Below are 25,755 nucleotides of genomic sequence, written 5' to 3' on the forward strand. Positions count from 1 at the left end.
TCACATTTTAATCAAAAATAGAAAGAGGTTATAATGAGCAAGATTTTTCAACAAGGCAGTTACAGTACTCTTTATGGTGGTTTATATGAAGGAACAATCACAGCAGAAGAAGCGCTAAAGCATGGTAGAGCTGGGATTGGTACGCTTGATGGCGCAGACGGAGAAGTGATTATTTGGGATGGTGTGATATATCATGGAAATTCTAAAAATCAAGTGCGTGAAGTAAAAGCAGGCGAAACTCTGCCTTATGTTGCAGTCATTGAAGCGACGACAGATATCACATTTGATAGTAATGATTTGTCTTTTAAGAATCTACTTAATAATTTCTTAGAAAAAATTCCTTCAAAAAATACGGCTTACAGTCTAGTGATTTCAGGAGAATTTCATCATGTTGAAATCACTAGCAAGCCTGAAAAAAATGGCGAGAGGGCTTATCTTGACATTTTAGCTGAACAGCCTCATTTTACAAAGGAAAATCTCTCGGGCACAATCGTTGGTATTTGGGCGCCAGAGATGTTTGAAAGTCTCTATGGCAATGGTTTTCATCTTCATTTTATTAGTGATGACAGAGCATTTGGAGCGCATCTTGTGGATTTTGAAGCGACAAAAGTGACAGTGAAAATTGGACAAATTGACAAAATGGAACAACAGTTTCCTATCACATCTGAAACATTTCAAAAGATGACGTTTGAAAAATGAAGAAAAGTTACCAATTCTGGTAACTTTTCTACACTCTTTATTTTGCCAAAAATTCTCCAAGATAAAGACCAGCAGCTGCTGCATGGCTCAAAGACCAGCTTATTCCTGAACAGTCACCTGTAAAATAAATATTTTTAGCAGAGCTTTCAAAATGAGCGTTCGTTTGGACGGCTGTGGGATAAAACTTTGCATCGCAGGCATAGAGGACGGTGTTGCCACTGATTTTTTCGCCTAAAAGATTTTCTAAATTTTTCAGACAAGCTAAAGTTCCTTGAATAATCTTTTGAGGAACAACTTTTTTTAAGGAATGAGGTTGATAAGGAAGCGTTGCTTCAACGTTTGTTGTCGCTGGAAAAGTAGAATCAAGCTCAGATAAACGTTGACCAATGATTTTTCCGTTCTTATTGAAAAGTGAAAATAAGTGTTGAATAGAAAGGTTCGCTTGTTTTTCATTTTCAAAATAAAAGGGATGAAAAAGGCTGAAATTTAGATTTTCACTGGCACCATTTTCCCGAAAATTTTGACCATCGGGGCGTAAAAACCCTTTTTGCTCCTGAGAAATAACGCGTCCAGATTTATTCATGCAATGAGAATAGAAATTTTTGTAGGTAAATTTTATTTCTTGCTGATTTCCCAAGAGTTTTTTCCATTGTTGCTGTGGCATTTCCAGCCGTAATCCGAGGTCAATTCGAGTGTTTTCGGCAGTTAAATGAAGAGTTTTTCTGACTTGCGTGAGAAAATGATTGGCTTGACCTACGGCAACTACGATTTTCTTGCCATAAAAAATCGTATTTTCTTGTGTTTTTACTTGGTAAATATTCTCGAAAGGACTTATCTGGTCTACTTTTTGATCTGTTTGAATAGTGATTTTTGTTTTCAAATAATCAAAAAAATTTTGATAAACTTCTTTTGAAAGTTTTCGTCCGAGATGCTGGGTGGTATTTTTTATGAAATGAAAATCTTGAACTTGCAGAGCTGGCGGATTTGTTTGATAAATGAGACTTTCTTCGCCACCAAATTTTTCTAATAATTTTCTCACTTGTTTTAGACTAATCTTCGTCTGCTCCAGTCCGATTTTTTCGACTAAATTCCCACCAAACTCGGAAGAATAATTGTATTTGCCCTCGGAAATTCCCAAACCACCAAATCCATCAAACGTATGTTCGTTTTTTCGTTCTTGCAAATTAGGCCCAGCTTCGAGTAAAAGCACTTTTTTAGTTGTTTCAGCTAAAGAGAGAGCAGTAAAAATACCGCTCACTCCTGCTCCTATAATGATAATATCGTACATAGATTATTCTTTCATATATTAATGTAGAATTATTTTATAATTTTAAGTAAATAAATGTCAAGTAAGTGAACAATATTTCTTTTTATTCTAAATAAAAGGAAATAAATTGTGAAGAATTTTATTATGATTTTCTGGTTAAAAAATGCTATAATTTTAAAGATGGATGAAAACTGGAATGGAATATTAAATGTTTATAAGGAAGCAGGCTGGACAAGCTTTGATGTCGTAGCGAAACTTCGAGGCATTTTAAAGACAAAAAAAATTGGACATGGAGGAACGCTCGATCCGCAGGTGACGGGCGTTTTGCCAGTTGCAGTTGGAAAAGCAACGCGTTTACTTGAGTACATGGAAGCCACCGGGAAGATTTACGAAGGTGAAGTGACCTTGGGATTTTCGACAGAAACTGAAGATGCTGAGGGCGAAGTTGTTGCGCTGACACCTGTTTTGACAAAACTGTCAGAAAATGAAATTGACACTGTCATGACAGAATTTCTTGGAAAAATTCAACAAGTGCCACCGATGTATTCGGCGGTAAAAATCAAGGGGAAACGGCTCTATGAATACGCGCGCGCTGGTCAAACGATTGAGCGTCCAGCACGTGAAGTGACCATTCGTGAATTTGTGCGGACAGGGCCGATTATTTTTGACGAAACTGTCAAAACTGCGAAATTTCCTTTTCGAGTGGCGTGTAGCAAGGGAACTTATGTGCGAACGCTTGCTGTGGATTTGGCTGAAAAATTGGGTTACGCTGGACATATGTCGCGCTTGGTGCGCACAGCAGCAAATGGTTTGGCGATTGATAAGAGTTTGAGCCTTGCAGATATTGAACAGGCACGCGACGAAAATCGTCTGTCAGATTGTTTTTACCCGATGGAATTGGCGGTGACAGAACTGTCAAAAATAAATTTGACCGAAGATGAATTTCTGGCAGCAAAAGTTGGTAAAAAATTTGACGAAAAGTTTTTGACAGAACTGTCAAAAATATCTGAGCCACGTTTTGCAGCTTTTTATCAGGAAAAATTGGTCGCAGTATATATCAAACACCCTGTTGAGGCTGGGATTTGGAAGCCTCAAAAAGTTTTTTATAATGAACAAGTGTAAAAAGAAGAATAAGTGAGTACAATGGAAGTATTAGAATTTAATGAGAACCTCAAATTTGATGAAAATTTGATATTAGTATTGGGATATTTTGATGGATTGCACAGAGGACATCAAGCACTGTTCAAGCAAGCGCGCGAAATTGCCAGCGTCCTTAACCTGAAAATCGCAGTGCTGACATTTCCAGAAAAACCAACGATTGCCTTTCAAAAATTTGAACCTGACTTACTTTTGAAATTGACGAGCGATGATAAAAGAGCGAAATTATTCGCTGAAAATGGCGTAGATTACCTTGTTTTTCAAGATTTCACCTCAAAATTTGCCCATCAAACATCGGCAGAATTTACCCAAAATTTTGTGAAAAAGTTCAATCCAAAAGTCGTTGTGACAGGCTTTGACTACACGACAGGCTCTGATATGAAAAATTTAAAATCCTCTGACGATTTCAAAGTCGTCATTGTCCCAGAGTTGGCAGATAAAGTAGGCAAAATCTCGTCTACTCGGATTCGTGATGCGGTCAAAGCGGGCAATGTGGCAAAGGCAAATGAATTGTTAGGATATGCGTATGAAACGCGCGGACGTGTCGTTCATGGCTTTGCTCGCGGACGTCAGCTTGGCTATCCAACGGCAAATTTGGTTATCAAAGATTATGTTCACATTCCAGCAGCCGGTGTTTACACCGTTGATGTGGCAATCAATCAGAAAATCTTGCGTGGTTTTGCTTCGATTGGCTACAATGACACATTTAACAATAAAGAAAAAACAATCGAAGTACACATTTTTGACTTCAGCGAAGAAATATATGGCGAAGAGTTAACGATTCTCTGGCTGGACAAAATCCGTGATATGATTAAGTTTGACGGCATTGACAGCCTGATTGCTCAGATGAAATCTGACGAAACAACAGCCAGAAATTGGTAAAAATAATTAAGAAAATACTATAAAAAACATAAATGAAATTTACATAAAACTGCTAAAGGAGAAAGAAATGATAAACGAATTAAAAAAAGTAGCCATCGTAGGTGATGGTGCTGTCGGGTCAACCTATGCACATACGTTAGTTGTTGATGATTTAGCAGATGAAATTGCAATTATTGACCTCAATAAAGAAAAAGCCTTCGCTGATAGTCTGGATTTATTGCACGCTCTGCCCTATCTGAGCGCTTCACCAAAGAAAATCTATGCAGCAGATTACGCAGATGCGAAAGATGCAGATATCGTTGTTATCACAGCAAATGCGCCAGCGGCTACCTTTGATGGCGAATATGACCGACTCAAATTATTAGAAAAAAATGTGGCAATGATTAAATCTATTACCAAAAGTGTGGTAGATTCAGGCTTTAACGGCATTTTCTTGATTGCTTCAAATCCTTGCGACATCATTACACGTCTCGTAGCGGAAGTTTCCGGTTTTCCAAAAAATCGCGTGATTGGTACAGGAACGCTCCTTGAAACCAGTCGTATGCGCCAGCTCGTTGCCGAAGCAGTGGCAATCAATCCAGATAATGTGCATGGTTACGTCATGGGTGAGCATGGAAATTCTAGCTTTACAGCTTGGTCAACCGTTGCCGCAGGGGCAAAGCCAATCAAAGAAATTGAACACCGTCTGCCAAGTTATGTGCAAATGGACCAAAAAATCCGTGAAGTTGGTTTTGATATTTTTGAGCGCAAAGGAAATACATCCTACGGTATCGCAGCGGTTTTAGCACGCATTTCTCGTGCAATTTTTCGTAATGAAAATGTCATTTTACCAGTTTCTACTTACTTGAATGGCGAATATGGACAGAAAGATATTTTCATTGGAACACCAGCAGTCATCAATCGTGACGGCGTTCGTGAACTTTTGGAAATGCCTTTGAGCGATGAAGAATTAAAAGCTTTCAGTAATAGTGCCGACATCTTGCGCAAAAACTTTGAGCAAATCGCAGATAAAATCTAAATTTCATTGATTGAAAGCTGAAAAAACTTTTAACTTGTGATAAAATTAGTAATGAAAAATCTTTGGCAAACCAAAGAATAATTTAAGGAGACAAAAATGTCATCACGTAAACCATTTATTGCTGGTAACTGGAAAATGAACCATACTATGGGCGAAGCACAAGCTTTCATGGAAGCTGTCAAAGGCAAATTGCCAGATGCAAGCAAAGTTGAAACAGCGATCGCTGCTCCTGCACTTTTCCTTGCACCAATGAACTATCTTCGTCAAGGAGAAACTTTGAAGCTTGCTGCTGAAAATGTTTATTTTGAAAATAGCGGCGCATTCACAGGTGAAATCAGTCCAGTAATGCTTGCTGACTTGGGAATTGAATACGCAATTATCGGTCACAGCGAACGTCGTGAATATTTCCATGAAACAAACGAAGACATCAATAAAAAAGCAAAAGCACTCTTTGCAGCTGGTGTCACACCAATCCTTTGTTGTGGTGAAACTTTGGAAACATTTGAAGCAGGAAAAACTGCAGAATGGGTTTCAGGACAAATCGAAGCAGGACTTGCTGGCTTGACAGCAGAACAAGTATCAAATCTTGTTATCGCCTACGAACCAATCTGGGCTATCGGAACTGGTAAAACAGCGACTGCTGAAATCGCAGATGAAACGTGTGGAGTTGTTCGTTCAGTTGTTGAAAAACTTTACGGAAAAGCAGTTTCTGAAGCTGTTCGTATCCAATACGGTGGTTCAGTAAAACCTGAAACAGTTGAAGAACTTATGGCAAAAGAAAACATCGACGGTGCACTCGTTGGTGGCGCTTCACTCGAAGCAGCTAGCTTCCTTGCCTTGCTTGAAATCTACAAATAATTGACTTTAAATTCAATCAGAAAACCGGTTCTTATTTCGAACTGGTTTTTTTGATATAATGAAAACATATAAAAAGACTATTTCGATATATAAATAAGAAGGAAGTAAAAAATGTGCACAAGTATTCAAATGAAAGCAAAAGATGGGAGTTTATTACTCGCACGGACAATGGATTGGCATTATTTTGATGCAAGCGTTTTGGAGCTAAAAGCTGGGCATTTCTGGCATTCTTTTTATGATGGAAAAAGGCTGATAAATCCTTATGCTGTGCTGGGAGTTGGACATATCAGTGCTGATAATCATCTGGATATTTCTGATGGCATTAATGAATACGGACTGGCTGCTCAAAAATTGACTTTTTCACGTCAAGCAGAATACACAAAAAAAGCAAGTGTTGAGAAGTTATCGCTTGCACCTTTTGAGTTTGTCGCTTGGCTGTTGGGAAATTGTCGCTCAGTTACTGATGCTATCAGCAGGTTAAATCAAGTGGAATTGATGACGGATACATTTGCACAGATAAAGTATGGACAGGCGGATTTACACTTTGTACTAACAGACAGAACAGGACGGCTGATTAGCATTGAACCGCTTGGAGGCAGGTTGATTGTCAAAGAAAATCCTGTCGGTGTGGTGACAAATGCACCAATTTTTGAGCGAGAAGTTGAAAAATTAGCAGATTATATGGATGTGTCGTCAGCAAGAAAAGAGTTAAATAAGATTTCCTCAGGAAATTTTAGTGGAAAATTAGTGTTTCCTGGAGGATTTACACCAACATCTCGTTTTATCCGAGCAGCAGTGCTCAAAGAACGCGCAGTTATTCCTGAAAATGAACAAGAAAATCTGATTGAAACTTGGCACATTTTGAATGCTGTAACTGTACCAAAGTCAGACGGAAGAAGCGGAACATACACCATTTATCGCTCAGCAGTTGATGTGCAGAGTCGAACACTTTATTTTGAAGCTTATGATGATTTACAAGTGTCAAGTTATCATTTTTTTCAATCATAAATTTTTGACCGAACTGTCAAAAACTATAAAATAGCCATTTTAGAAAGAAAGCGTTATAATATAATGAGAAAGCGAGGTTACAAAAATGACAATTCTAGTTGAGACTTATACTTTGGCAAATGGTGTAAAAATTCCCAAAGTTGGTTTTGGAACATGGCAAACACCAGATGGCGATACAGCATATAATGCTGTGGCAAATGCTTTAAAAGCAGGCTATCGTCATATTGACACAGCAAAAGTTTATGGAAATGAATCAAGTGTCGGACGAGCAATCAAGGATTCTGGTATTGCTCGTGAAGAACTTTTTATCACAACAAAATGTCCAGCAGATACTAAAACTTATGATGGCGCACTTGCTGATTTTGAAAGTTCTTTGGAACGTCTCGGACTGGATTATGTGGATTTATATTTGATTCATGCGCCTTGGTCATGGCGGGAAATCGGTAAGTCAAATGACGCTGGAAATAAAGAGGTTTGGCGCGCTTTTGAGGATATTTACAAGAGTGGACGAGCAAAATCAATCGGTATTTCAAATTTTGATGTTGCGGATATGACAAAACTTTTTGCGACAGCAACAATCAAACCAATGGTCAATCAAATTCAGTATTATGTAGGGTTTACAGAACCTAAGATTGCACAGTTTGCCCAAGAAAATGGACTACTTGTTGAAGCTTATTCACCGCTTGCCACAGGACATATGCTGGAAAATGAAAAAATTATTGCTTTGGCTGAGAAATATAAAGTCAGTACAGCACAGCTTGCTATTCGTTTTTGCTTGCAAAATGGTGTTTTACCTTTGCCAAAGGCAACAAGTTTAGGACATATCGAAGATAACGCACGGCTTGATTTTAAAATTTCTGAGGAAGATATGAAAGCCTTGAATACTCTCGAAGATACAGCACGTGATTTTGGGCACAATCCAACACAAGGATAAAATTTAATAAAATCTCTAAAAAGGCGCTTTTGAGCGCTTTTTGTTATACTTGTTCTATGCACTATTTCGTTTTTTTAGCGGCTTTTATTTCACTTTCTGCCGCTGTGAGTTATGTGAGACAGATGTTTCGCGGGCAGGCAAAGCCTAATAAAGTGAGCTGGCTTCTTTGGTCGGTGGCGCCAACGATTGCTGCGATTGCTGCATTTTCTGAAGGAGTGACTTTAGCTGTTTTACCTGTTTTTATGGCAGGATTTAGCACGTTGATTGTTTTCGTATTTTCCTTTGTTTGCAAGGGAGCTTACTGGGATATTCGACGTTTTGATTTGATATGTGGCGCAGTTTCTCTCTTGGCGCTCATTTTTTGGTATTTGACAAAACAGGCAGACATTGCGATTATTTTTTCGATTTTGAGTGATTTTCTGGCTTGTTTGCCAACTTTTGCTAAGGCTTGGAAATATCCTGAAACAGAACACGTGAGTCCTTATGCGAGTGGGATTTTTTCTGCTTTCACAAGCTTTTTAGCCATTTCGCATTGGAATTTTGCTTCAGTTGCTTTTCCTGCTTATTTATTTTTAATCAATATTGCCTTGAGTGTTGCGATTGAACACCGGCGCTTTATCCCTCGGAGAAAGGAAGTCAAATGACTGAGAAACCAACAGCTGCTTATATTCATATCCCATTTTGTTCTCATATTTGTTATTATTGTGATTTTGCTAAAGTTTTGCTTGACGGACAACCTGTTGATGCTTATCTTGATGCGCTTATTGATGAATTTAAAAGTTATGATATTCGTCAACTAAAAACACTTTATATCGGCGGAGGGACGCCAACTGTGCTGACAGCAAAGCAGTTGGAGAGACTTTTGAGCGCTTTGACAGAAAATTTAGATTTGACAGCTCTGTCAGAATTTACAGTCGAGGCAAATCCGAGTGATTTGTCTGATGAAGTCATCAAAGTGCTTGTAAATTCGCCTGTCAATCGTATTTCGCTTGGTGTACAGACTTTTGACGATAAACTTTTGAGAAAAATCGGACGCACACATACTGAGGAAGATGTTTATCGCTCGATTGATAAATTAAAAAAAGCAGGTTTTGAAAATATTACGATTGATTTAATTTATGCTCTGCCAGGTCAAACGATGGAAACTGTTAAGAGTGATGTTGAAAAATTTTTAGCACTTGATTTACCGCACGTTGCTTTGTATAGTCTGATTTTGGAGGACCATACTATTTTCATGAATCGGGAACGACGCGGTCAGCTTCATTTGCCAAATGACGATAAAAATGCGGATATGTATGAATACATAGTTGACAAATTAAATGAAAACGGATACAATCATTATGAAGTTTCAAATTTTGGAAAAACTGGTTTTGAAAGTCAACACAATCTTACTTATTGGGACAATGCAGAATATTACGGCATCGGAGCAGGCGCAAGTGGATATTTGAACGGGATTCGTTATAAAAATCATGGCCCCGTTCATCATTACCTAGAAACAACAAATAAGCGCGTCAACGAGGAAATCCTGACACAAAAAGAAATGATTGAAGAAGAGATGTTTCTTGGCTTACGTAAAAAATCTGGTGTTTCTGTCAAAAAATTTGAAGAAAAATTTTCTGTCAGTTTTGATGAACTTTTTGACAGTTCTGTCAAAAAATTAATTGGTCATGGATTGCTCTATGACGACCGTGAAACCATTCGTATGACTGATAAAGGCTTTGAATTAGGAAATGATGTGTTTGCTGAATTCTTGCTTGATAGTTGAAAAAAATTAATTTTTTGGTAAAATTTAAGTAATGGAATCGAAGATGAGACGTAAACTAAAAAAAATAACAGCAGTCATTTTTATCATCTGTATGTTTGGAATTGTTGCATTGATAGGTGTCATCAGATTCAGACCCCAGATTCAGATGATGAAACGAGTCGTTTTTAACACTAGTCTGCAACATTCGACGACTGATTTAAACAAACCAGTTATTGATTTGTCAGGTTGGCAGCGCCCCAAAGAGATTGATTATAATGTCCTTTCCGAACATGTGATTGGTGCAATTATCCGTGTTCAGGCAACCGAAGGTATTTCAGACGGTTCAGCGACTAAAACAGGAGAAGATGTTGCTTACAAAGAACATATTCAAGCCTTCAAAAAACGCGGAGTTCCGGTTGCTGTTTATGCCTATGTAACAGGAAAAAATGTCAGCCAGATGAAAACGCAAGCCAAATCTTTTTATAAGCACGCCAAAAATTTTCAACCCAGCTATTATTGGCTAGATGTTGAAGTAACAAATATGAAAAATATGAACGCAGGCATTGAAGCATTTCGCTCAGAACTTGCAAAATTAGGAGCAAAAAACATCGGTATTTATGCTCAAGATTGGTTCATCACGGATAATCATATTGATACAAAGAGATTTGATGCTATCTGGATGGCAGATTATGGACGAGATACAGGTTATTGGGATGCTTCGCCAACCACAACTTTGAATTATTCCATGCAGCAATTTACAGACAAAGGAACAGTTCCTGGCTATACTGGCGATGTCGATTTGAGTATGGTTCGGACACAAAAAGATTATGATAAACTTTTTAAAAGCAAGGGGAATTAAGCCCTGCTTTTAAATTATAATTTTCTAAAATTTGTTATAATAACATAAGATACAAATGATAAAAATGGAGAAATCAAATGTCTGAAAAAATAAAACGTCCCAGCAAAGATGAATATTTCAAAGAAATTGTTCAAGTAGTCGCAAAGCGTTCCACCTGTAATCATGCACAAGTTGGCGCTCTTTTAGTCAGTCCCAGCGGACAACTTCTGTCAACTGGCTACAATGGTTCGGTTTCTGGAATGCCACATTGTACAGATGTTGGCTGTCTCGAAGATAAGGACGGACATTGTATAGCGACTGTTCATGCCGAGCAAAATGCGATTGCTCAAGCCGCCAAACACGGTGTATCACCAGAAGGAGCAATTCTTTATACGACGCTTTTCCCTTGTATTGCCTGCCTCAAACTTGTCCTTGCCTCAGGAGTTAAGGAAATCAAATACATTGATGAATATCATGCCAAAGATGATTATGAAGAAAGTCTTATCAAAACTTTGGGAATTTCATGCGAGAAAATTTAAGAAGTTCTGCAGCTTGCAGGCTTTTTTCTTCGATAATTTATGAAAAATTTAACAAATTTTGTTAAAATATAGTAAGAACTTCCTTAGAAAATGAGGTAAAATAAAGGATGAGTTTAAAATATAGTGAGAAATATCAGGTGCCATTTTACGAAAGTGATGCCTTTAAAAATATGAAAATTTCTAGTTTATTGGCAGTTGCTTTGCAAATTTCCGGTGTCCAATCCACAAAACTTGACCGGAGCGATGTCTGGGTGGCAGAACATTACCACTTGTTTTGGGCGGTGATTGAGTATGAGCTAGAAATTACACGATTGCCAAAATTCAGCGAAACAATCACGATTGAGACCGAAGCCACGAGCTACAACAAGTTTTTCTGTTACCGTAATTTTTGGTTCAAAGATGCGGCTGGCAATGTTTTGGTTGAAATCAAATCCACTTGGGTGTTGATGGATAAAGAAAGTCGCAAAGTTGAGCGCGTGCTTGATGAGATTGTCGCGCCTTACCAATCTGAAAAAACCAGCCGTATTTTGCGTTCCCACAAATTCGCGAAGAAGGATACATTTGAAAATGCGGAGTTGATGAGTTATCCTGTACGATTTTCAGACCTTGATATGAACGGTCATGTCAATAATGCCAAGTATTATGATTGGGCATCGGATATGATTGATTTTGATTTCCGAAAAAATCATCAACCTAAGAAAGTTTATATCAAATACAATCACGAAGTCCTTTACGGTAGCCAAATTGATGCAAAAATGCTTTTGACAGAACTGTCAAGCCAGCACAACATAAATGATGACAGCGCCCAAGTCGAAATTGTCTGGGAAAAAATTTGACAAAACTGTCAAATCTCTTAAAAAGTTTTTGACAGAACTGTCAAAAAAGTTTTTATCCCAAAATAAGAAAATAGAAAGAAAAAAATGAAAAAATACAAAGGATATTTAATAGATTTGGACGGGACAATTTACATGGGCAATCACCGAATTCCAGCTGGTGAACGCTTTATCAAACGTCTGCAAGATGCAAAAATTCCTTATCTTTTTCTCACAAATAATACAACTAAAACACCACGTGTCGTTCAAAAACGTTTGCGCACCATGTTCAATATCGAAACACCCATAGAAACAATTTACACCGCAAGTCTTGCTACAGTTAATTATATGGATGATTTAGGCTTAGAAAAAACAGTTTATGTGATTGGCGAAGATGGACTCAAAGAAGCGATTTATGAAGCAGGCTATAAGAAAGACCGCGAAAATCCAGCTTATGTTGTTGTGGCGCTGGATTCTGACTTGACTTATGAAATGCTCGCTCTTGCGACTTTTGCTATTCAAAAAGGAGCCGTTTTTATCGGTACAAATCCAGATTTAAATCTACCAAGCGAGCGAGGTTTATTGCCTGGAGCAGGTTCAATCATCAAACTACTCGAAGCAGCTACGCGTGTCAAAGCTACTTATATTGGCAAACCAGAAGCGATTATTGCCGAAAAAGCCGTTGAAAAAATCGCTCTAGCCAAAGAAGAATTACTCATGGTTGGCGACAATTATCTCACAGATATCCGCACAGGAATTAACAACAATATTGACTCACTTCTCGTTACCAGCGGATTTACCAAAGCAGAAGAAGTTCCAAATCTCCCCGTTGCTCCAACACACGTTGTAGCCAGCCTTGATGACTGGGAAATTTAAGATTTTTTCATTACAAAATTTTTGACGGGCTACAAACTTACAACTTGTCATCAGTTCACTCTGTCCGAGAATAAATTGACAGTTCTGTCAAAAAAATTTACAAAAAAAGAGGAAAAATGCGCGATAAAATTTTATTTGGACTAACAATTTTGTGGATTATAGCCTTCTCAGTTGTCATCACAATCCTGCTCGCTTTCCCACTGTTTCACTTGGAAATTTCCTGGTATCATCTCGATAGCCTAGCAAAAATGAATAGCCACACATTGATGCACAACTTCGCTATCCTGATGAATTACCTGCTCAATCCTTTTGTTTCTCATTTAGCTATGCCCAATTTTCCTTCATCAGTAAATGGATTGAAGCATTTTTCAGAAGTCAAACAGCTTTTTTTACTAGCCATCGCTCTGAGCGTTGTTCTTATACCTGCCTTCATTATTTTTATGCGCGAACATCTGTCGATTCGCTTTCACAGCGCTTTGAGACTCCTCATGGCAGTTCCCATTTTTATGGGAATAGTGGTCTATTTGCTCGGATTTAACGACTTTTTTATCTATTTTCACGAAGCAATTTTTCGAGATAATACATGGCTTTTCAATCCAAACACAGACCCAATTATCAATGTTTTACCCGAACAATATTTCATGCACACATTTATCATTTTCCTTATTATCTATGAATTTTCCTTTTTCTTACTCTATAGATACGGCTATTCACGGACAAAAAAACGCAAAATATAAAAAAGAAATGTTATTTCCGAACAATCTCACTAAATTCTGTCCCAAAGACAGAATTTTTTAGCATATTCCCACAAAAATAAGTTACAATAATAAAGGAAAGTTTGGTGGACAGAAGATGAAAATCGCCAAATCAAGAGAAGCCACAAGGCTAGGTCGGTATTTCTGTGACATTTTGTGAAAGGAAAATCGCTTAAAAAATAAGCGAAGTACATAAAAATGAACAGTCTCAATTCAGTCTTTGATTACGAAGACATTCAACTTATTCCCAATAAATGTGTGATAAACAGCCGGAGTGAAGCTGATACCAGCGTAAAGCTAGGCAAATACAGCTTCAAACTTCCAGTTGTCCCAGCCAATATGCAAACAATCATTGATGATAGTATCGCCGAAATGCTTGCAAAAGAAGGTTATTTCTACATCATGCACCGTTTTGAAGCGGAAAAACGTGCCGAATTTATCAAAAAAATGCACAAACAAAACCTGATTGCATCAATCTCAGTTGGTGTAAAAGCTGACGAACACGCATTTGTTCGCGAACTTTCGGAAAAAGCTCTCATTCCAGAATTTATTACAATTGATATCGCTCACGGTCATGCAAACAGCGTCATCGAGATGATTCAGCTCATCAAGCGTCTCATGCCTCAAGTCTTTGTTATCGCAGGAAATGTCGGCACACCAGAAGCCGTCCGTGAACTAGAAAACGCTGGCGCAGATGCAACTAAAGTCGGTATCGGTCCTGGAAAAGTCTGCATCACAAAAGTAAAAACAGGTTTCGGTACAGGAGGTTGGCAATTAGCCGCCGTCCGGTGGTGTGCCAAAGCAGCCAGTAAACCAATTATCGCCGATGGCGGTATTCGTACCCACGGAGATATCGCAAAATCCATCCGCATGGGAGCAACAATGGTCATGATTGGCTCACTTTTCGCCGCTCACGAAGAATCCCCAGGAAAAACCATTGAGCGCGATGGCGAACTCTACAAAGAATATTTCGGCTCAGCCAGTGAATATCAAAAAGGCGAACACAAAAATGTCGAAGGCAAAAAAATTCTTCTTCCTCACAAAGGTTCCCTTCGTGATACACTTCAAGAAATGCAAGAAGACCTGCAAAGTTCCATCTCTTATGCAGGAGGAAAAGACCTCTCAGCTCTCACCAAAGTTGATTATGTCGTTGTAAAAAATTCTATTTGGAATGGTGATAGTTTATAAATAATCTAAATTTTCAGGATTTAAAAAATAATTCAAAAAACAAAGAACTATTATTGAGAAAGTATAAGAAAACACTAAAAAGTAAAGAACTATCATTCATAAGTCATTGAAAATATTAATAAATTAAACTATAATAAAATTATCTTATTTATACCTAGAATATGGCTGGGCGTTTCTACCTCGCACCGTAAAAGCGAGACAATAAGAATCTTTTTTTGCACGCAAATTTTGATTCTATTGAACATATGAAACGCTCTGTCACTATTGACAGGGCATTTTTTATTTCATCATATAAGAAAATTCTAACAAAATAGAAACAAGGAGAAACCATGAAATTACTCGAAGAGCGCATAAAAGCTGATGGAAAAGTCTTAGGAAAAGATATTTTAAAAGTAGATAGCTTTTTAACTCACCAAGTAGATTTTTCACTAATGAAAGCAATTGGACAACGTCTTGCAGATGTTTATGCCGACAAAAATATTACAAAAGTTGTCACTATCGAGGCCAGCGGTATTGCACCAGCACTTTATACAGCAGAAGCCCTAAATGTTCCCATGGTTTTCGCCAAAAAAGCAAAAAATCTCACAATGAATGATGAATTGCTCACCACAGAAGTTTTTAGTTTCACAAAACAACTCACATCAACCGTTTCAATTTCCAAAAAATTCATCTCAGAAAACGATAATATTTTGATTATTGATGATTTTCTCGCCAATGGTCAAGCAGCTCTTGGACTTTTAGAGTTGATGGCGCAAGCTAAAGCAGAAGTTGCAGGTATCGGTATTGTCATTGAAAAGTCTTTCCAAACAGGCAGACAATTATTGCAAGACAAAGGAATTTCCCTCACATCCCTAGCACGTATTGCCAGTTTTGAAGATGGTGCTGTTCAGTTTGCATCAGCAGATGATAGCAGTTTAGACCAACAATAAAAAGGAGAACTCAAAAAATGTTTCAAAAGAACAACCAAGGGAATGCGCAAGCCTCAGTTTTAGGATTGCAACATCTACTCGCTATGTATTCTGGTTCAATCTTAGTACCGATTATGATTGCCGGTGCACTCCATTATTCACCAGAGCAGCTGACTTATTTGATTGCGACCGATATTTTCATGTGTGGCTTAGCTACATTTTTACAACTTCAGCTTCGCAAACAATTTGGTGTTGGACTTCCAATTGTACTCGGTGTTGCTTTCCAATCCGTTGCTCCTTTGATTGCGATTGGTCAAAAACACGGAGCAGGCTCAATGTTTGGATCACTCATTGTTTCAGGTATTTTTGTCATTTTAGTTTCTGGTATTTTTTCAAAAATTCGCAAACTCTTTCCACCAATCGTCACAGGTTCTGTCATCACAACGATTGGCTTAAGCCTTATCCCTGTAGCTATTGGCAATATGGGAGATAATAGCACTAAACCGACTTTAAACAGTTTATTTCTTGCCTTTTTCACAATCATAGTCATTTTACTTATTAATATTTTTACAAAAGGCTTTATCCGTTCAATTTCAATTCTCATTGGATTAGTTGCTGGCACGATTGTTGCTAGTTTTATGGGAATTGTTGATATTCATGCTGTTGCTCAAGCACCTTGGGTTCATCTTCCAGTTCCTTTTTATTTCGCAGCGCCTAAGTTCTACCTAGCAGATTGTTTGATGATGATTATTATCGCTATCGTCTCTCTCGTTGAGTCAACTGGTGTTTACCTCGCACTTGCCGATATTACAGGCGAAGAACTCAGTGAAAAACGTATCAGAAACGGCTATCGTGCCGAAGGTTTCGCTGTTCTCCTCGGTGGTATTTTTAACACTTTTCCCTACACAGGATTTTCACAAAATGTCGGACTTGTTCAACTTTCGGGCATTAAAAATCGTAAACCACTTTATTTTACAGCAGGATTTTTGATTATTTTAGGACTTATTCCTAAGTTTGCCGCAGTAGCTCAACTTATTCCAAATTCCGTTTTAGGTGGTGCTATGCTCATTATGTTTGGTATGGTTGCCATGCAAGGGATTCATATGTTAGGAAAAGTAAGCTTCGAAGGCAATCAAAATCTCCTCATCGCCGCAGTTGCAGTAGCAATGGGAATAGGTTTCGATTCAAGCAACCTTTTCGTCAGTCTTCCTAAGATGATACAACCATTCATCTCTAACGGGATCGTCATGAGTACGCTCAGTGCAATTATCTTAAATCTTATTTTCAATCACGGAAAAAAAGAAACGAATTAAACAAAAGGTATTTCCAAAACATATTGTTCGGAAATACCTTTTGTTTTCTAAAAAATACGTTATTTTTTAGAAAACAATATTGCCTTTATCTTAAAAAAACCTTAACATATAAGATATAATTAAAAAAAGGAGCCCTTATGCAATCCAGACACCACTACTTCAAAAGTAAATATTTACTTGCAACAGTTATTGCTGCAGGAACAATTGCGATTATTGGAGCAGAAACATCTGTTCATGCTGATAACTCAAATTCTTCAACAGTTCCAGTTCAAATCCTCGGAATCAACGACTTTCACGGTAATATTGCAACAACCAGTAAGGCAAATATGCCAACGGGTACGATAGCCAAAACAGGGACAGCTGCAGAATTAGCAGGATACCTCAATAAATATACCAGTGATTTCAAATCAGCAAATCCAACTGGTGTAAGTTTTCGTGTCCAAGCCGGAGATATGATTAGTGCCAGTCCAGCAGAATCAGCACTTATCTATGATCAGCCTACATTAGCCGCCTTGCACGCCATGAATATCCAAGTGGGAACGCTTGGCAACCATGAGTTTGACAAGGGACTCTCCCAACTAAAAACAATCCTATCAGGAAAAGATCCTGTCCCCAATGATACAAGCGCAGCTTCTCAATTTTATAAAGAATTTAGCCAAGAACAACTTTCTGCAGGTTACCAAGAAGTCGTTGCAAATTTAGTTGATAAATCCGATGGAAAAATTCCTAATGGTTATCAACCTTATACTGTACTTAATAAGCAAATTACCAACACACAAAACGTTTATCGTCTCTACAATCCAAGCAGTGGAGAACACTTTTACACCATGAGTAGCTACGAACGCAATAGTGACGTAAAACTTGGCTGGAAAAACGAAGGCATTGCGTTCCAAACTTCAGCCAAAGGAGCAGCTGTTTATCGTCTTTACAATAAAAATACCGGTGAGCATTTCTATACCACAAGTGCTTATGAGAAAAATTCTCTTATCAAATCTGGCTGGAGTTATGAAAATATCGCCTATCATACAGCAACAGCGGCTACTGGCACAGCGATTTATCGTATTTACAATCCTCAATCAGGCTTGCATTTCTACACAACAAATGCTTACGAAAAGAATAACCTAGTAAAATTGGGTTGGAGATATGAGAGCATCGCTTGGTATGCTGCCAAAACTCAAACAGTCAAAATAGGTGTTATTGGTGTTATCACTACCTCAACGCCAAGTATCGTTGTTGCCAAAAATGTTGAAGCCTACAACTTTACAGATCCGGCCACAGCCATCGCCAAATATTCAAAAGAATTGCGTGCTAAAGGTGTTAATGCCATTGTTGTTTTAGGACATACAGCTTCCGACAATCTCAATGGTGCCAATTCTCCAGTTGAAGGAGAAACCGCAGATATTATCAAAAAACTTGATCAAATTGATCCAAAAAACTCAGTTGACCTCTATGTTGCAGGACATTCTCATACTTTTACAAATGGTACAGTTAATGGTGTAAGGGTTGTTCAAGCCTTGTCATTTGGTGAAGCATTTGATAATGTCAAAGCAACTTATAACTTTAAAACCAATGACTTTTCGACAGAACCAGACGCTGACATCGTTCCAGTGGATCAATCAAATACCAGTATTACACCAGATGTCACGGTTGCTAATATCGTAACCAAAGCAAAAGCAATTACGGATAAAATCGCCAGTGAAACGATTGGTAAATACCAAGCACAGGGACAAATTCTTGCCAGTGGACGAAGTGGAGGAGATGAAGCGTTCAACAAAGTTCATAATCTTCCAGCATTAGACCAATTAGACAGTACAGGTAAAACTGTAGCGGCCGCCAAAACTCCAACTACACTTGGGGAATCTGCCCTAGGAGAATTCATTACAAAAGCACAATGGTGGGATGCCAATCAAGCACTCAATCCAACAGGTGTCACAGTTGATTTTGCAATTACAAATAATGGTGGGATTCGCTCAGATTTGAATGCAGATAGTGTAGGAAATATTACTTGGGGAGATGCACAAACTGTTCAACCATTCAGAAATGTCTTAGAAGTCGTTTCAATGACTGGTGAACAAATCAAAAATGCTCTCAATGAACAAACTTATGATAGCGAGATTGTAGGTGATGATCAGCTCTGGCTTCAAGAGTATGGGATTAACTATACCGTAACAAAAAATCCAGATATTGCTCATAGCGAATATCCATATGCTGAACCTTATGTTGTTTCTAATATGACAAAACTAGATGGCACACCGATAGAACTTAATCAAAGTTACCATGTTGTTATCAATGAATTTATCAAAGGTGGTGGAGATGGTTTTAATGCCTTTAAAAACACAACAATTATTCCAGGATACAATGATATTGATACGGATGCTTTTATCAATTACATAAAATCCATCGAAACAGTTCCAACGACAATGCCAGTCGAAAAAACTTATGATGCTTCAGGTGTACCATTACAATAAAAATAAAACTCTTATCATCTCAAAATGATAAGAGTTTTATTTATTTTAATTTATCTTTCTCATAAGTATGTACCAGCTCAAGTCCCTTAAACTCTTGTTGACGTAAGGCTTCATAAATAATCATACAAGCACAATTTGACAAATTCAGTGCGCGTACGTGGGTATCATTCATAGGAATCCGAATACATTTTTCACGGTTTTCACGCATAAATTCTTCAGGCAAGCCAGTATCTTCACGTCCAAAAAGAAAATAGTAATCTTCATCAGGAGCTGTATAATCAGCTTCTGAATAAGTCTGTTCCGCAAATTTACTGACAAGAAATAACTTTCCATTAACGCAGGACATGAAATCATCTAAATTTTTATGATAAACGATATTTACCTTATCCCAGTAATCAAGCCCAGCACGTTTTAAATGCTTATCAGTAATTTCAAAACCAAAAGGTTCGATTAAATGCAAAGTTGTATTAGTAGCAGCACAAGTGCGTGCAATATTTCCAGTATTTGAATGAATACGAGGTTCAAAAAGTGCAATGTGATTCATTTTTTTCTTCTTTCAAAACTTACTTTTCCAAATAAAAAAACAAGACCCCTCGGAGTCAAGCTCAGCAAGAAGTCTTGTTGGGGGACTAATTTGCTTTAATCATAACAGGCGTGATTGAAACAAATTAACGTATTTATATGATAACACTTATTTTGATATTTGTAAAGAAAAAGTGATGAATATGATGAAAATAGTTTCAAACTAGAGTTTTTCCAGCTAAAAAATCAAAAATTTGCTATAATGAAAAGAGAAAAATTTTGGAAAGAGAACGAATGATGATTTACGGAATATGGGCAGAAGATGAGCATGGTATCATTGGAAATCAAGGGCGTATGCCTTGGTATCTTCCAGCAGAACAAGCACATTTCAAGCAAACAACAATGAATCAGGCCATTCTGATGGGAAGAAAAACATTTGAAGGTATGAAAAAACGTGTTTTGCCTGGACGTATTAGTATTGTTCTCACCAGAGATAAAGATTATCAAGCAGAAAGTGATGATGTTCTAGTGATGAATGACGTGCAAGAAGTGCTTGATTGGTATTATGCGCAAGAAAAAGATTTATTCATCACAGGTGGCGCAGAGATTTTGCAACTTTTTGAGAAGCATCTTGAAATCCTCTACCGCACAGTTGTTCATGGTCAATTTACTGGTGATGCTTCTTTCCCCATAACTTTCGATTTTAATAATTTTAAACTTCTTTCAGAAATTTTTCATGAAAAAGATGAAAAAAACCCTTATGATTTTACGATAAAAAAATATCAAAAAATAAATATCAAAAAATAAATAAAAAGTGAATAAACTATGATAAAATCAATTTTTGGACTATTTACAGCCCTCATGTGCTGGATTTGTATAGTAATTATGATTCAATGTTTTCGTAAAAAACGTTGGGGCTTAGGAACATTATTTCTCTTAAATGCCTTTACAAATCTTGTCAACTCAATTCATGCCTTTTTTGGCACCTTATTTTAATAAAAACTAGAAAAACAAAAAATGCCTAATAATACAACTCAAACACCTATTTATTGTTCATTTTGTGGAAAATCCCAAGATGATGTCAAAAGAATCATCGCTGGAAATGATGTTTATATTTGCAACGAATGCGTCGCTCTTTCAGCCCATATTCTTGAAGAAGAGAAACAAGAGGAACTTGCCACAGAGATTGAAGCAGTACAAACACCTTTAGAAATGTTTAATCATCTTAATGACTATGTTATTGGTCAAGAACACGCTAAACGTGCATTAGCAGTAGCCGTTTATAATCATTATAAACGTATCAATTTTGCAGACAGTACAAATGATGATATTGAACTTCAAAAATCAAATATTCTCCTTATCGGCCCAACAGGCTCAGGAAAAACATTCTTAGCTCAAACACTTGCTAAATTACTAAATGTACCATTTGCAATCGCAGATGCAACAAGTTTAACTGAAGCGGGTTATGTTGGAGAAGATGTAGAAAATATTCTTTTAAAACTTTTACAAGCTAGTGATTTCAATATCGAGCGCGCTCAACGTGGAATTATCTACATTGATGAAATTGATAAAATTGCCAAAAAGTCAGAAAATGTTTCTATTACACGTGACGTTTCAGGAGAAGGAGTCCAACAAGCTCTCTTGAAAATAATTGAAGGAACAGTGGCAAGCGTACCACCACAAGGAGGACGTAAGCATCCCAATCAAGAAATGATTCAAGTAGATACTAAAAATATTCTTTTCATCGTCGGAGGAGCATTTGATGGTATTGAAGAAATCGTCAAACAACGATTAGGCGAGAAAATCATTGGTTTTGGAGCTAATAATATCGTTCTCAATGAAGATCAATCTTATATGCAAGAAATTATCGCAGAAGATATTCAAAAATTCGGTTTAATCCCAGAATTTATCGGGCGATTACCTGTCGTTGCTGCTTTAGAAAGATTGACAGAAGATGATTTAATCCATATTTTAACAGAACCCAAAAATGCACTGATTAAACAATACAAACGTCTTTTATTCTTTGATGGCGTTGAGTTAGAATTTGAAGAGCAAGCACTTCGAGCAATAGCAGAAAAAGCTATTGAACGCAAAACAGGAGCACGTGGACTTCGCTCAATTATTGAAGAAGTAATGATGGATATCATGTTTGAAGTTCCAAGTGACGAAACAATAAAAAAAGTCATCATCACAGAAGCAGTTGTACGAGGAAAAGAAAAACCTCAACTTATTAGAGATAACGGAGAAATGAATGAAAGTTAATATCAATAATTTAACACTGACAATTTCAGCCGCATCTAAAAAGCAATATCCTGAAACAGCTTTACCCGAAATAGCTCTTGCAGGACGTTCAAATGTTGGAAAATCAAGTTTTATCAATACCTTACTCAATCGCAAAAATTTTGCAAGAACCTCTGCAAATCCCGGAAAAACACAGTTACTTAACTTTTATAATATTGATGAAAAAGTACATTTTGTTGATGTTCCAGGATATGGTTATGCTCGTGTTTCCAAGACTGAACGTGAAAAATGGGGAAAAATGATTGAAGAATATCTGACAACACGAGAAAATTTACGTGCTGTTGTGAGTCTTGTTGATATTCGTCATGAACCCTCAGAAGATGATAAATTGATGTATGAGTTCTTAAAATATTATCACCTTCCAGTTATTCTTGTGGCAACCAAAGCAGATAAAATTCCAAAAGGACGCTGGAATAAACAAGAAGCCATGATTAGAAAATCTTTGAAATTTGATAGTACAGATGATTTCATTATTTTTTCATCTTTTGATAAGACAGGACTTAATGAAGCTTGGCAAGCACTAGAAAAATTTTTCTAAACGATTAAAATTAGAAGAGTGCTATGATGATTTCATAGCCTTTTCTAGTATTTAGGAGGATAAATTTAAACAATGTATAAAATCAAAATTAATAACATGAAATTTCGCGGACACATCGGTGTTTTGCCTGAGGAAAAAATTCTTGGACAAAATTTAGAAATTGATTTAACGATTGAAACAACTTTTAATTTCTCAGGGCGAGACGACTTGTCAGAAACACTGAGTTATGTTGAATTTTATGAAATCATTGCTGAACTTATTAAAAATTCACAGGTAGATCTTATAGAAACACTTGCTTTTAAAATAATAAAAGAAATTAAAGAAAAAAATGATAAAATCGCTAACGTTGAAGTTCATATCAGAAAACTCGCCGTACCGATTGAAGGAATCTTTGATTCTGTTGAGATTGAAATGAAAGCTTAATTTCAAAATGAGGAGAATATAGGAATGCAAACAGTTTATTTAAGCTTAGGAAGTAATATAGGAGATAAACAGTATTATTTACACGAAGCTGTCCAGGTTTTAGGAAAAAATCCACAAATTTTAATTGAAAAAAAATCTAAATTTTATACTACTTCGCCTGTTGGAGAAGTAATACAAGATGATTTTATAAATTTAGCAGTCAGACTTTCAACAACTTTATCTCCTCAAGAGTTACTCCTTGTTATTCATGATATTGAAACAGCATTAAATCGGGAGAGAACCATTCATTGGGGACCGCGGACAATTGATATTGACATTTTATTTTATGGAGATATGATAGTTAACGAGGAAACTCTTATTATTCCACATAAAGAAATCTTTAATCGTTTATTTGTTTTAATTCCTCTTTTAGATTTAATTGATAATAAATTTGCATATTTTTCTAAGATAACAGAAGCAATAGACAACTTAAAGAAAACTAATCAAGAAATACGAGAAGTTGCGGAAGAAATGCCAGCACAGCAAAAAATAGAAAAAGCAATTTATGATATTTTAAGTGCTGTAGGAGAAAATCCAGAGCGAGAAGGATTACTTGAAACACCAACGCGCGTGGCAAAAATGTATAAAGAAATTCTTTCATCACAGCATCTGAAAAAGTTTACCGAGTATAAATTATTTGAAATAGAAAAAACGTCAACAGAGCAAATGGTTTTGATAAAAGATATTCCATTTTATTCTATGTGTGAGCATCATATGCTTCCTTTTTTTGGAAAAGTTCATGTTGCTTATATTCCCAGTGATGGAAAAATTATCGGACTTTCTAAAATTCCACGACTGGTAGATTATGTCAGTCACAAACTTTCTGTTCAGGAAAATATCACCAGAGATGTTGCTGAAATCTTAAATGAAATTTTAGAACCAAAAGGAGTTGCCGTTGTAGTTGAAGCACGACATATGTGTATAGAAATGCGTGGTGTGAGAAAAATAAATTCCCTCACACAAACATCTTTTTATCTTGGAGAATTTGACAAAAATAGAGATAAGAAAACAGAATTTTTAGAAAGTCTTTTATGAAAATTATAGAATTAAATTTGAAATCTTTCGGCTTAAAAGTTATTACCATCAAATTTTCAGAGATTACAAGTCAAACAAATAAAGAACTTCAAAAAAGACTCTATCACATCGGAAATCAGATACAAATAAGTTCAGATGAAATTCTTCTTTCATTAACGATTTATGAACTTTATAAATTGATTAAAAGTTGGAAAAATGAAGATGAAAAAGAAAAACTTTCAACTATTTTTGAACGACACCGTATTATTTGGGCAGGAAAAAATTTCTCTTTTGATTTAACTCTAAATCCGATTGTTTATTCTATCATGAATGTGACACCAGATTCTTTCTATGATGGAGCGAAAAAAAATTTAAGCTTATCTCATATCATGAAAGTTGCCGAAGAAAATCTAAGTAATGGAGCAGATGTTTTAGAATTAGGGGGGAAGTCTTCAAGACCAGGCTACTCAGACATTACACCAGAAGAAGAATGGCTAAGATTAAAAGTTGCCATAGCAGAAATGAGAAAAGAATTTCCCAAATCAGTCTTAGCAGTAGATACTGATGAAGCTTACGTTATGGAAAGAGCTATTGATGCAGGAATAGATATCATCAATGATATAGATGGCTTTGATACAGAAGAAAAATTGAAAATAGTTCATAACTATCTTCCTTCAGTGGTTGCGATGAATAATGGACGAGCTGGCTTTTCTTATGCGGATAATGTTTATGAAGAACTTCCTAAATTTTTTATGAATAAAGGAAATGAACTTCTTGAATTAGGACTAAAAAAAGAACAGATTTGTATAGATGCTGGTGTAGGGTTTTGGAATGGTCCAAGTGGTAGTGATTCTGTACAACGTGTGAAAAGTACAGACTTGTTAGCAGAACTTGGCTTTCCAGTAATGATTGCTATTTCTCGAAAATCTTTTATGGAAAATATTTTTTCTGCTAAAGGTGACGAAAGATTGTTTTCAAGTTTAATGCTTGAAGCACAGATGATTGCTGATGGTGGACGTATTTTGCGTGTCCATGATACAAAAGAAACCAAGCATCTCATTGACGCTTATAAACTTTATCAGGAATTTTAAGATGAACGATAAATTAATTAAACAAATACAAGGATTATTAGCTTTTGAAGATGAAGAAAAATTAAATAAAATTTGTAATATCCTTGCCCATACTGATGTAGAACTCAAAGGAAAATCAAATCCTAATTTGCAACTTTCGGCAAGTGCTGTCGTTTTTTATGGTGAGAAGATGGTTTTCATTGAACATCCCTATCAACTAGAAATTCTTTTACCTGCTGGACACGTAGAGTTGGGAGAAGAACCAGTCGAAACAGCTTTTCGTGAATTTCATGAGGAAACAGGATTTTTTGCAGAAAATCCTACACGATTGATTGATGTTAATCTTATTGAGATTCCTTTTAATAAAGTAAAGAATGAGCAAGCACATTTACATATTGATTTTCGCTATTTATTAACTCTTTCACCACAAAAGTCTGAACAAGAAGAATTACCTTATTTCTTGCTTGATGAACAAGAAGCTCCCTTGGAATTTAGAAAATATTATAAATATCACTTATCCATAAGCTAACAAGTCAGGAACGATTAGATGGAAGTTATTGGCTATGCTAAAAATTAAAAAATG

27 protein-coding genes and 1 riboswitch are annotated in these 25,755 nt (G+C 36.6%); of the genes, 25 read left to right on the top strand and 2 right to left on the bottom strand.

The window, feature by feature from the left end:
- Positions 1-33: 33 nt before the first annotated feature.
- Positions 34-699 (top strand): acetolactate decarboxylase, encoded by a 666-nt coding sequence (locus KJS36_RS06840; RefSeq protein ID WP_213535989.1) that lies wholly within the window; start codon positions 34-36, stop codon positions 697-699.
- A 37-nt stretch (positions 700-736) separates the two neighbouring features.
- On the opposite strand, the gene KJS36_RS06845 is transcribed toward KJS36_RS06840, so the two are convergent.
- Positions 737-1,987, bottom strand: a complete 1,251-nt coding sequence (locus tag KJS36_RS06845; RefSeq protein ID WP_213535991.1) for an FAD-binding protein — start codon at positions 1,985-1,987, stop codon at positions 737-739.
- A 159-nt stretch (positions 1,988-2,146) separates the two neighbouring features.
- Here KJS36_RS06845 and truB point away from each other — a divergent pair, with 159 nt between their 5' ends.
- From truB to KJS36_RS06930, 17 genes are all read left to right on the top strand, one after another.
- On the top strand, positions 2,147-3,088 hold the full coding sequence (truB, locus tag KJS36_RS06850) for a tRNA pseudouridine(55) synthase TruB (protein ID WP_213536164.1): 942 nt from the start codon (positions 2,147-2,149) through the stop codon (positions 3,086-3,088).
- 21 nt (positions 3,089-3,109) lie between these two features.
- Entirely contained in the window at positions 3,110-4,006 is an 897-nt protein-coding gene (locus tag KJS36_RS06855; protein ID WP_213535993.1) for a bifunctional riboflavin kinase/FAD synthetase, read from the top strand.
- Positions 4,007-4,073: 67 nt separating this feature from the next.
- On the top strand, positions 4,074-5,024 hold the full coding sequence (locus tag KJS36_RS06860; protein WP_213535995.1) for an L-lactate dehydrogenase: 951 nt from the start codon (positions 4,074-4,076) through the stop codon (positions 5,022-5,024).
- A 96-nt stretch (positions 5,025-5,120) separates the two neighbouring features.
- Entirely contained in the window at positions 5,121-5,882 is a 762-nt protein-coding gene (gene tpiA, locus KJS36_RS06865) for a triose-phosphate isomerase (protein ID WP_213535997.1), read from the top strand.
- Positions 5,883-5,993: 111 nt separating this feature from the next.
- Positions 5,994-6,890: a choloylglycine hydrolase family protein gene (locus KJS36_RS06870; protein ID WP_213535999.1), complete on the top strand. Its 897-nt coding sequence runs from the start codon at positions 5,994-5,996 to the stop codon at positions 6,888-6,890.
- A gap of 85 nt (positions 6,891-6,975) precedes the next feature.
- A complete protein-coding gene (locus KJS36_RS06875; RefSeq protein WP_213536001.1) occupies positions 6,976-7,824 on the top strand; it encodes an aldo/keto reductase in 849 nt (282 codons plus the stop codon).
- Between the two features lie 56 nt (positions 7,825-7,880).
- Entirely contained in the window at positions 7,881-8,468 is a 588-nt protein-coding gene (locus KJS36_RS06880) for a hypothetical protein (protein WP_213536003.1), read from the top strand.
- Entirely contained in the window at positions 8,465-9,589 is a 1,125-nt protein-coding gene (gene hemW / locus KJS36_RS06885; protein WP_213536005.1) for a radical SAM family heme chaperone HemW, read from the top strand. Before KJS36_RS06880 ends, hemW begins: the two co-directional genes overlap by 4 nt.
- A gap of 43 nt (positions 9,590-9,632) precedes the next feature.
- Positions 9,633-10,427, top strand: a complete 795-nt coding sequence (locus KJS36_RS06890) for a glycoside hydrolase family 25 protein (RefSeq protein ID WP_244842807.1) — start codon at positions 9,633-9,635, stop codon at positions 10,425-10,427.
- A 77-nt stretch (positions 10,428-10,504) separates the two neighbouring features.
- Positions 10,505-10,945 (top strand): deoxycytidylate deaminase, encoded by a 441-nt coding sequence (locus KJS36_RS06895; RefSeq protein ID WP_213536009.1) that lies wholly within the window; start codon positions 10,505-10,507, stop codon positions 10,943-10,945.
- 107 nt (positions 10,946-11,052) lie between these two features.
- Entirely contained in the window at positions 11,053-11,781 is a 729-nt protein-coding gene (locus KJS36_RS06900) for an acyl-[acyl-carrier-protein] thioesterase (protein ID WP_213536011.1), read from the top strand.
- Positions 11,782-11,865: 84 nt separating this feature from the next.
- On the top strand, positions 11,866-12,633 hold the full coding sequence (locus KJS36_RS06905) for a TIGR01457 family HAD-type hydrolase (protein ID WP_213536014.1): 768 nt from the start codon (positions 11,866-11,868) through the stop codon (positions 12,631-12,633).
- A gap of 116 nt (positions 12,634-12,749) precedes the next feature.
- Positions 12,750-13,370: a TIGR01906 family membrane protein gene (locus KJS36_RS06910; RefSeq protein WP_213536016.1), complete on the top strand. Its 621-nt coding sequence runs from the start codon at positions 12,750-12,752 to the stop codon at positions 13,368-13,370.
- A 216-nt stretch (positions 13,371-13,586) separates the two neighbouring features.
- The gene (gene guaC / locus KJS36_RS06915) at positions 13,587-14,576 is read left to right on the top strand and encodes a GMP reductase (protein ID WP_213536018.1); all 990 of its coding nucleotides are present in this window, start codon (positions 13,587-13,589) and stop codon (positions 14,574-14,576) included.
- Between the two features lie 124 nt (positions 14,577-14,700).
- Positions 14,701-14,798: riboswitch (purine riboswitch) on the top strand.
- Between the two features lie 107 nt (positions 14,799-14,905).
- The gene (locus KJS36_RS06920) at positions 14,906-15,505 is read left to right on the top strand and encodes a xanthine phosphoribosyltransferase (protein ID WP_213536020.1); all 600 of its coding nucleotides are present in this window, start codon (positions 14,906-14,908) and stop codon (positions 15,503-15,505) included.
- Positions 15,506-15,522: 17 nt separating this feature from the next.
- Complete coding sequence (locus KJS36_RS06925; RefSeq protein WP_213536022.1) at positions 15,523-16,797, top strand: nucleobase:cation symporter-2 family protein; 1,275 nt, start codon at positions 15,523-15,525, stop codon at positions 16,795-16,797.
- 137 nt (positions 16,798-16,934) lie between these two features.
- Positions 16,935-19,265, top strand: a complete 2,331-nt coding sequence (locus KJS36_RS06930) for a 5'-nucleotidase C-terminal domain-containing protein (protein ID WP_213536024.1) — start codon at positions 16,935-16,937, stop codon at positions 19,263-19,265.
- A 40-nt stretch (positions 19,266-19,305) separates the two neighbouring features.
- Here the strand turns inward: KJS36_RS06930 and KJS36_RS06935 are convergent, their stop codons facing one another.
- Positions 19,306-19,809, bottom strand: a complete 504-nt coding sequence (locus KJS36_RS06935) for a tRNA (cytidine(34)-2'-O)-methyltransferase (RefSeq protein WP_213536026.1) — start codon at positions 19,807-19,809, stop codon at positions 19,306-19,308.
- A 275-nt stretch (positions 19,810-20,084) separates the two neighbouring features.
- On the opposite strand from KJS36_RS06935, the gene KJS36_RS06940 reads away from it, so the two are divergent.
- The 7 genes from KJS36_RS06940 (at position 20,085) to KJS36_RS06970 (ending at position 25,701) form a co-directional block, all read left to right on the top strand.
- Entirely contained in the window at positions 20,085-20,594 is a 510-nt protein-coding gene (locus tag KJS36_RS06940; protein WP_213536166.1) for a dihydrofolate reductase, read from the top strand.
- Positions 20,595-20,804: 210 nt separating this feature from the next.
- A complete protein-coding gene (clpX, locus tag KJS36_RS06945) occupies positions 20,805-22,049 on the top strand; it encodes an ATP-dependent Clp protease ATP-binding subunit ClpX (RefSeq protein ID WP_213536027.1) in 1,245 nt (414 codons plus the stop codon).
- Positions 22,039-22,626 (top strand): ribosome biogenesis GTP-binding protein YihA/YsxC, encoded by a 588-nt coding sequence (gene yihA / locus KJS36_RS06950; protein ID WP_213536029.1) that lies wholly within the window; start codon positions 22,039-22,041, stop codon positions 22,624-22,626. Before clpX ends, yihA begins: the two co-directional genes overlap by 11 nt.
- 72 nt (positions 22,627-22,698) lie before the next feature.
- Entirely contained in the window at positions 22,699-23,049 is a 351-nt protein-coding gene (gene folB / locus KJS36_RS06955) for a dihydroneopterin aldolase (RefSeq protein ID WP_213536031.1), read from the top strand.
- 24 nt (positions 23,050-23,073) lie between these two features.
- Positions 23,074-24,123, top strand: coding sequence for a GTP cyclohydrolase I FolE (gene folE, locus KJS36_RS06960; protein ID WP_213536033.1), 1,050 nt, complete (start codon positions 23,074-23,076; stop codon positions 24,121-24,123).
- Positions 24,120-25,193 (top strand): dihydropteroate synthase, encoded by a 1,074-nt coding sequence (gene folP, locus KJS36_RS06965; protein WP_213536035.1) that lies wholly within the window; start codon positions 24,120-24,122, stop codon positions 25,191-25,193. Before folE ends, folP begins: the two co-directional genes overlap by 4 nt.
- 1 nt (position 25,194) lies before the next feature.
- Positions 25,195-25,701 carry an NUDIX domain-containing protein gene (locus KJS36_RS06970; protein WP_213536037.1) on the top strand — a complete coding sequence of 169 codons (507 nt, stop codon included), beginning with the start codon at positions 25,195-25,197 and terminating at the stop codon, positions 25,699-25,701.
- Positions 25,702-25,755 lie beyond the last annotated feature (54 nt).

Source organism: Lactococcus nasutitermitis (assembly GCF_018403765.1).
Taxonomy (GTDB): domain Bacteria; phylum Bacillota; class Bacilli; order Lactobacillales; family Streptococcaceae; genus Lactococcus; species Lactococcus nasutitermitis.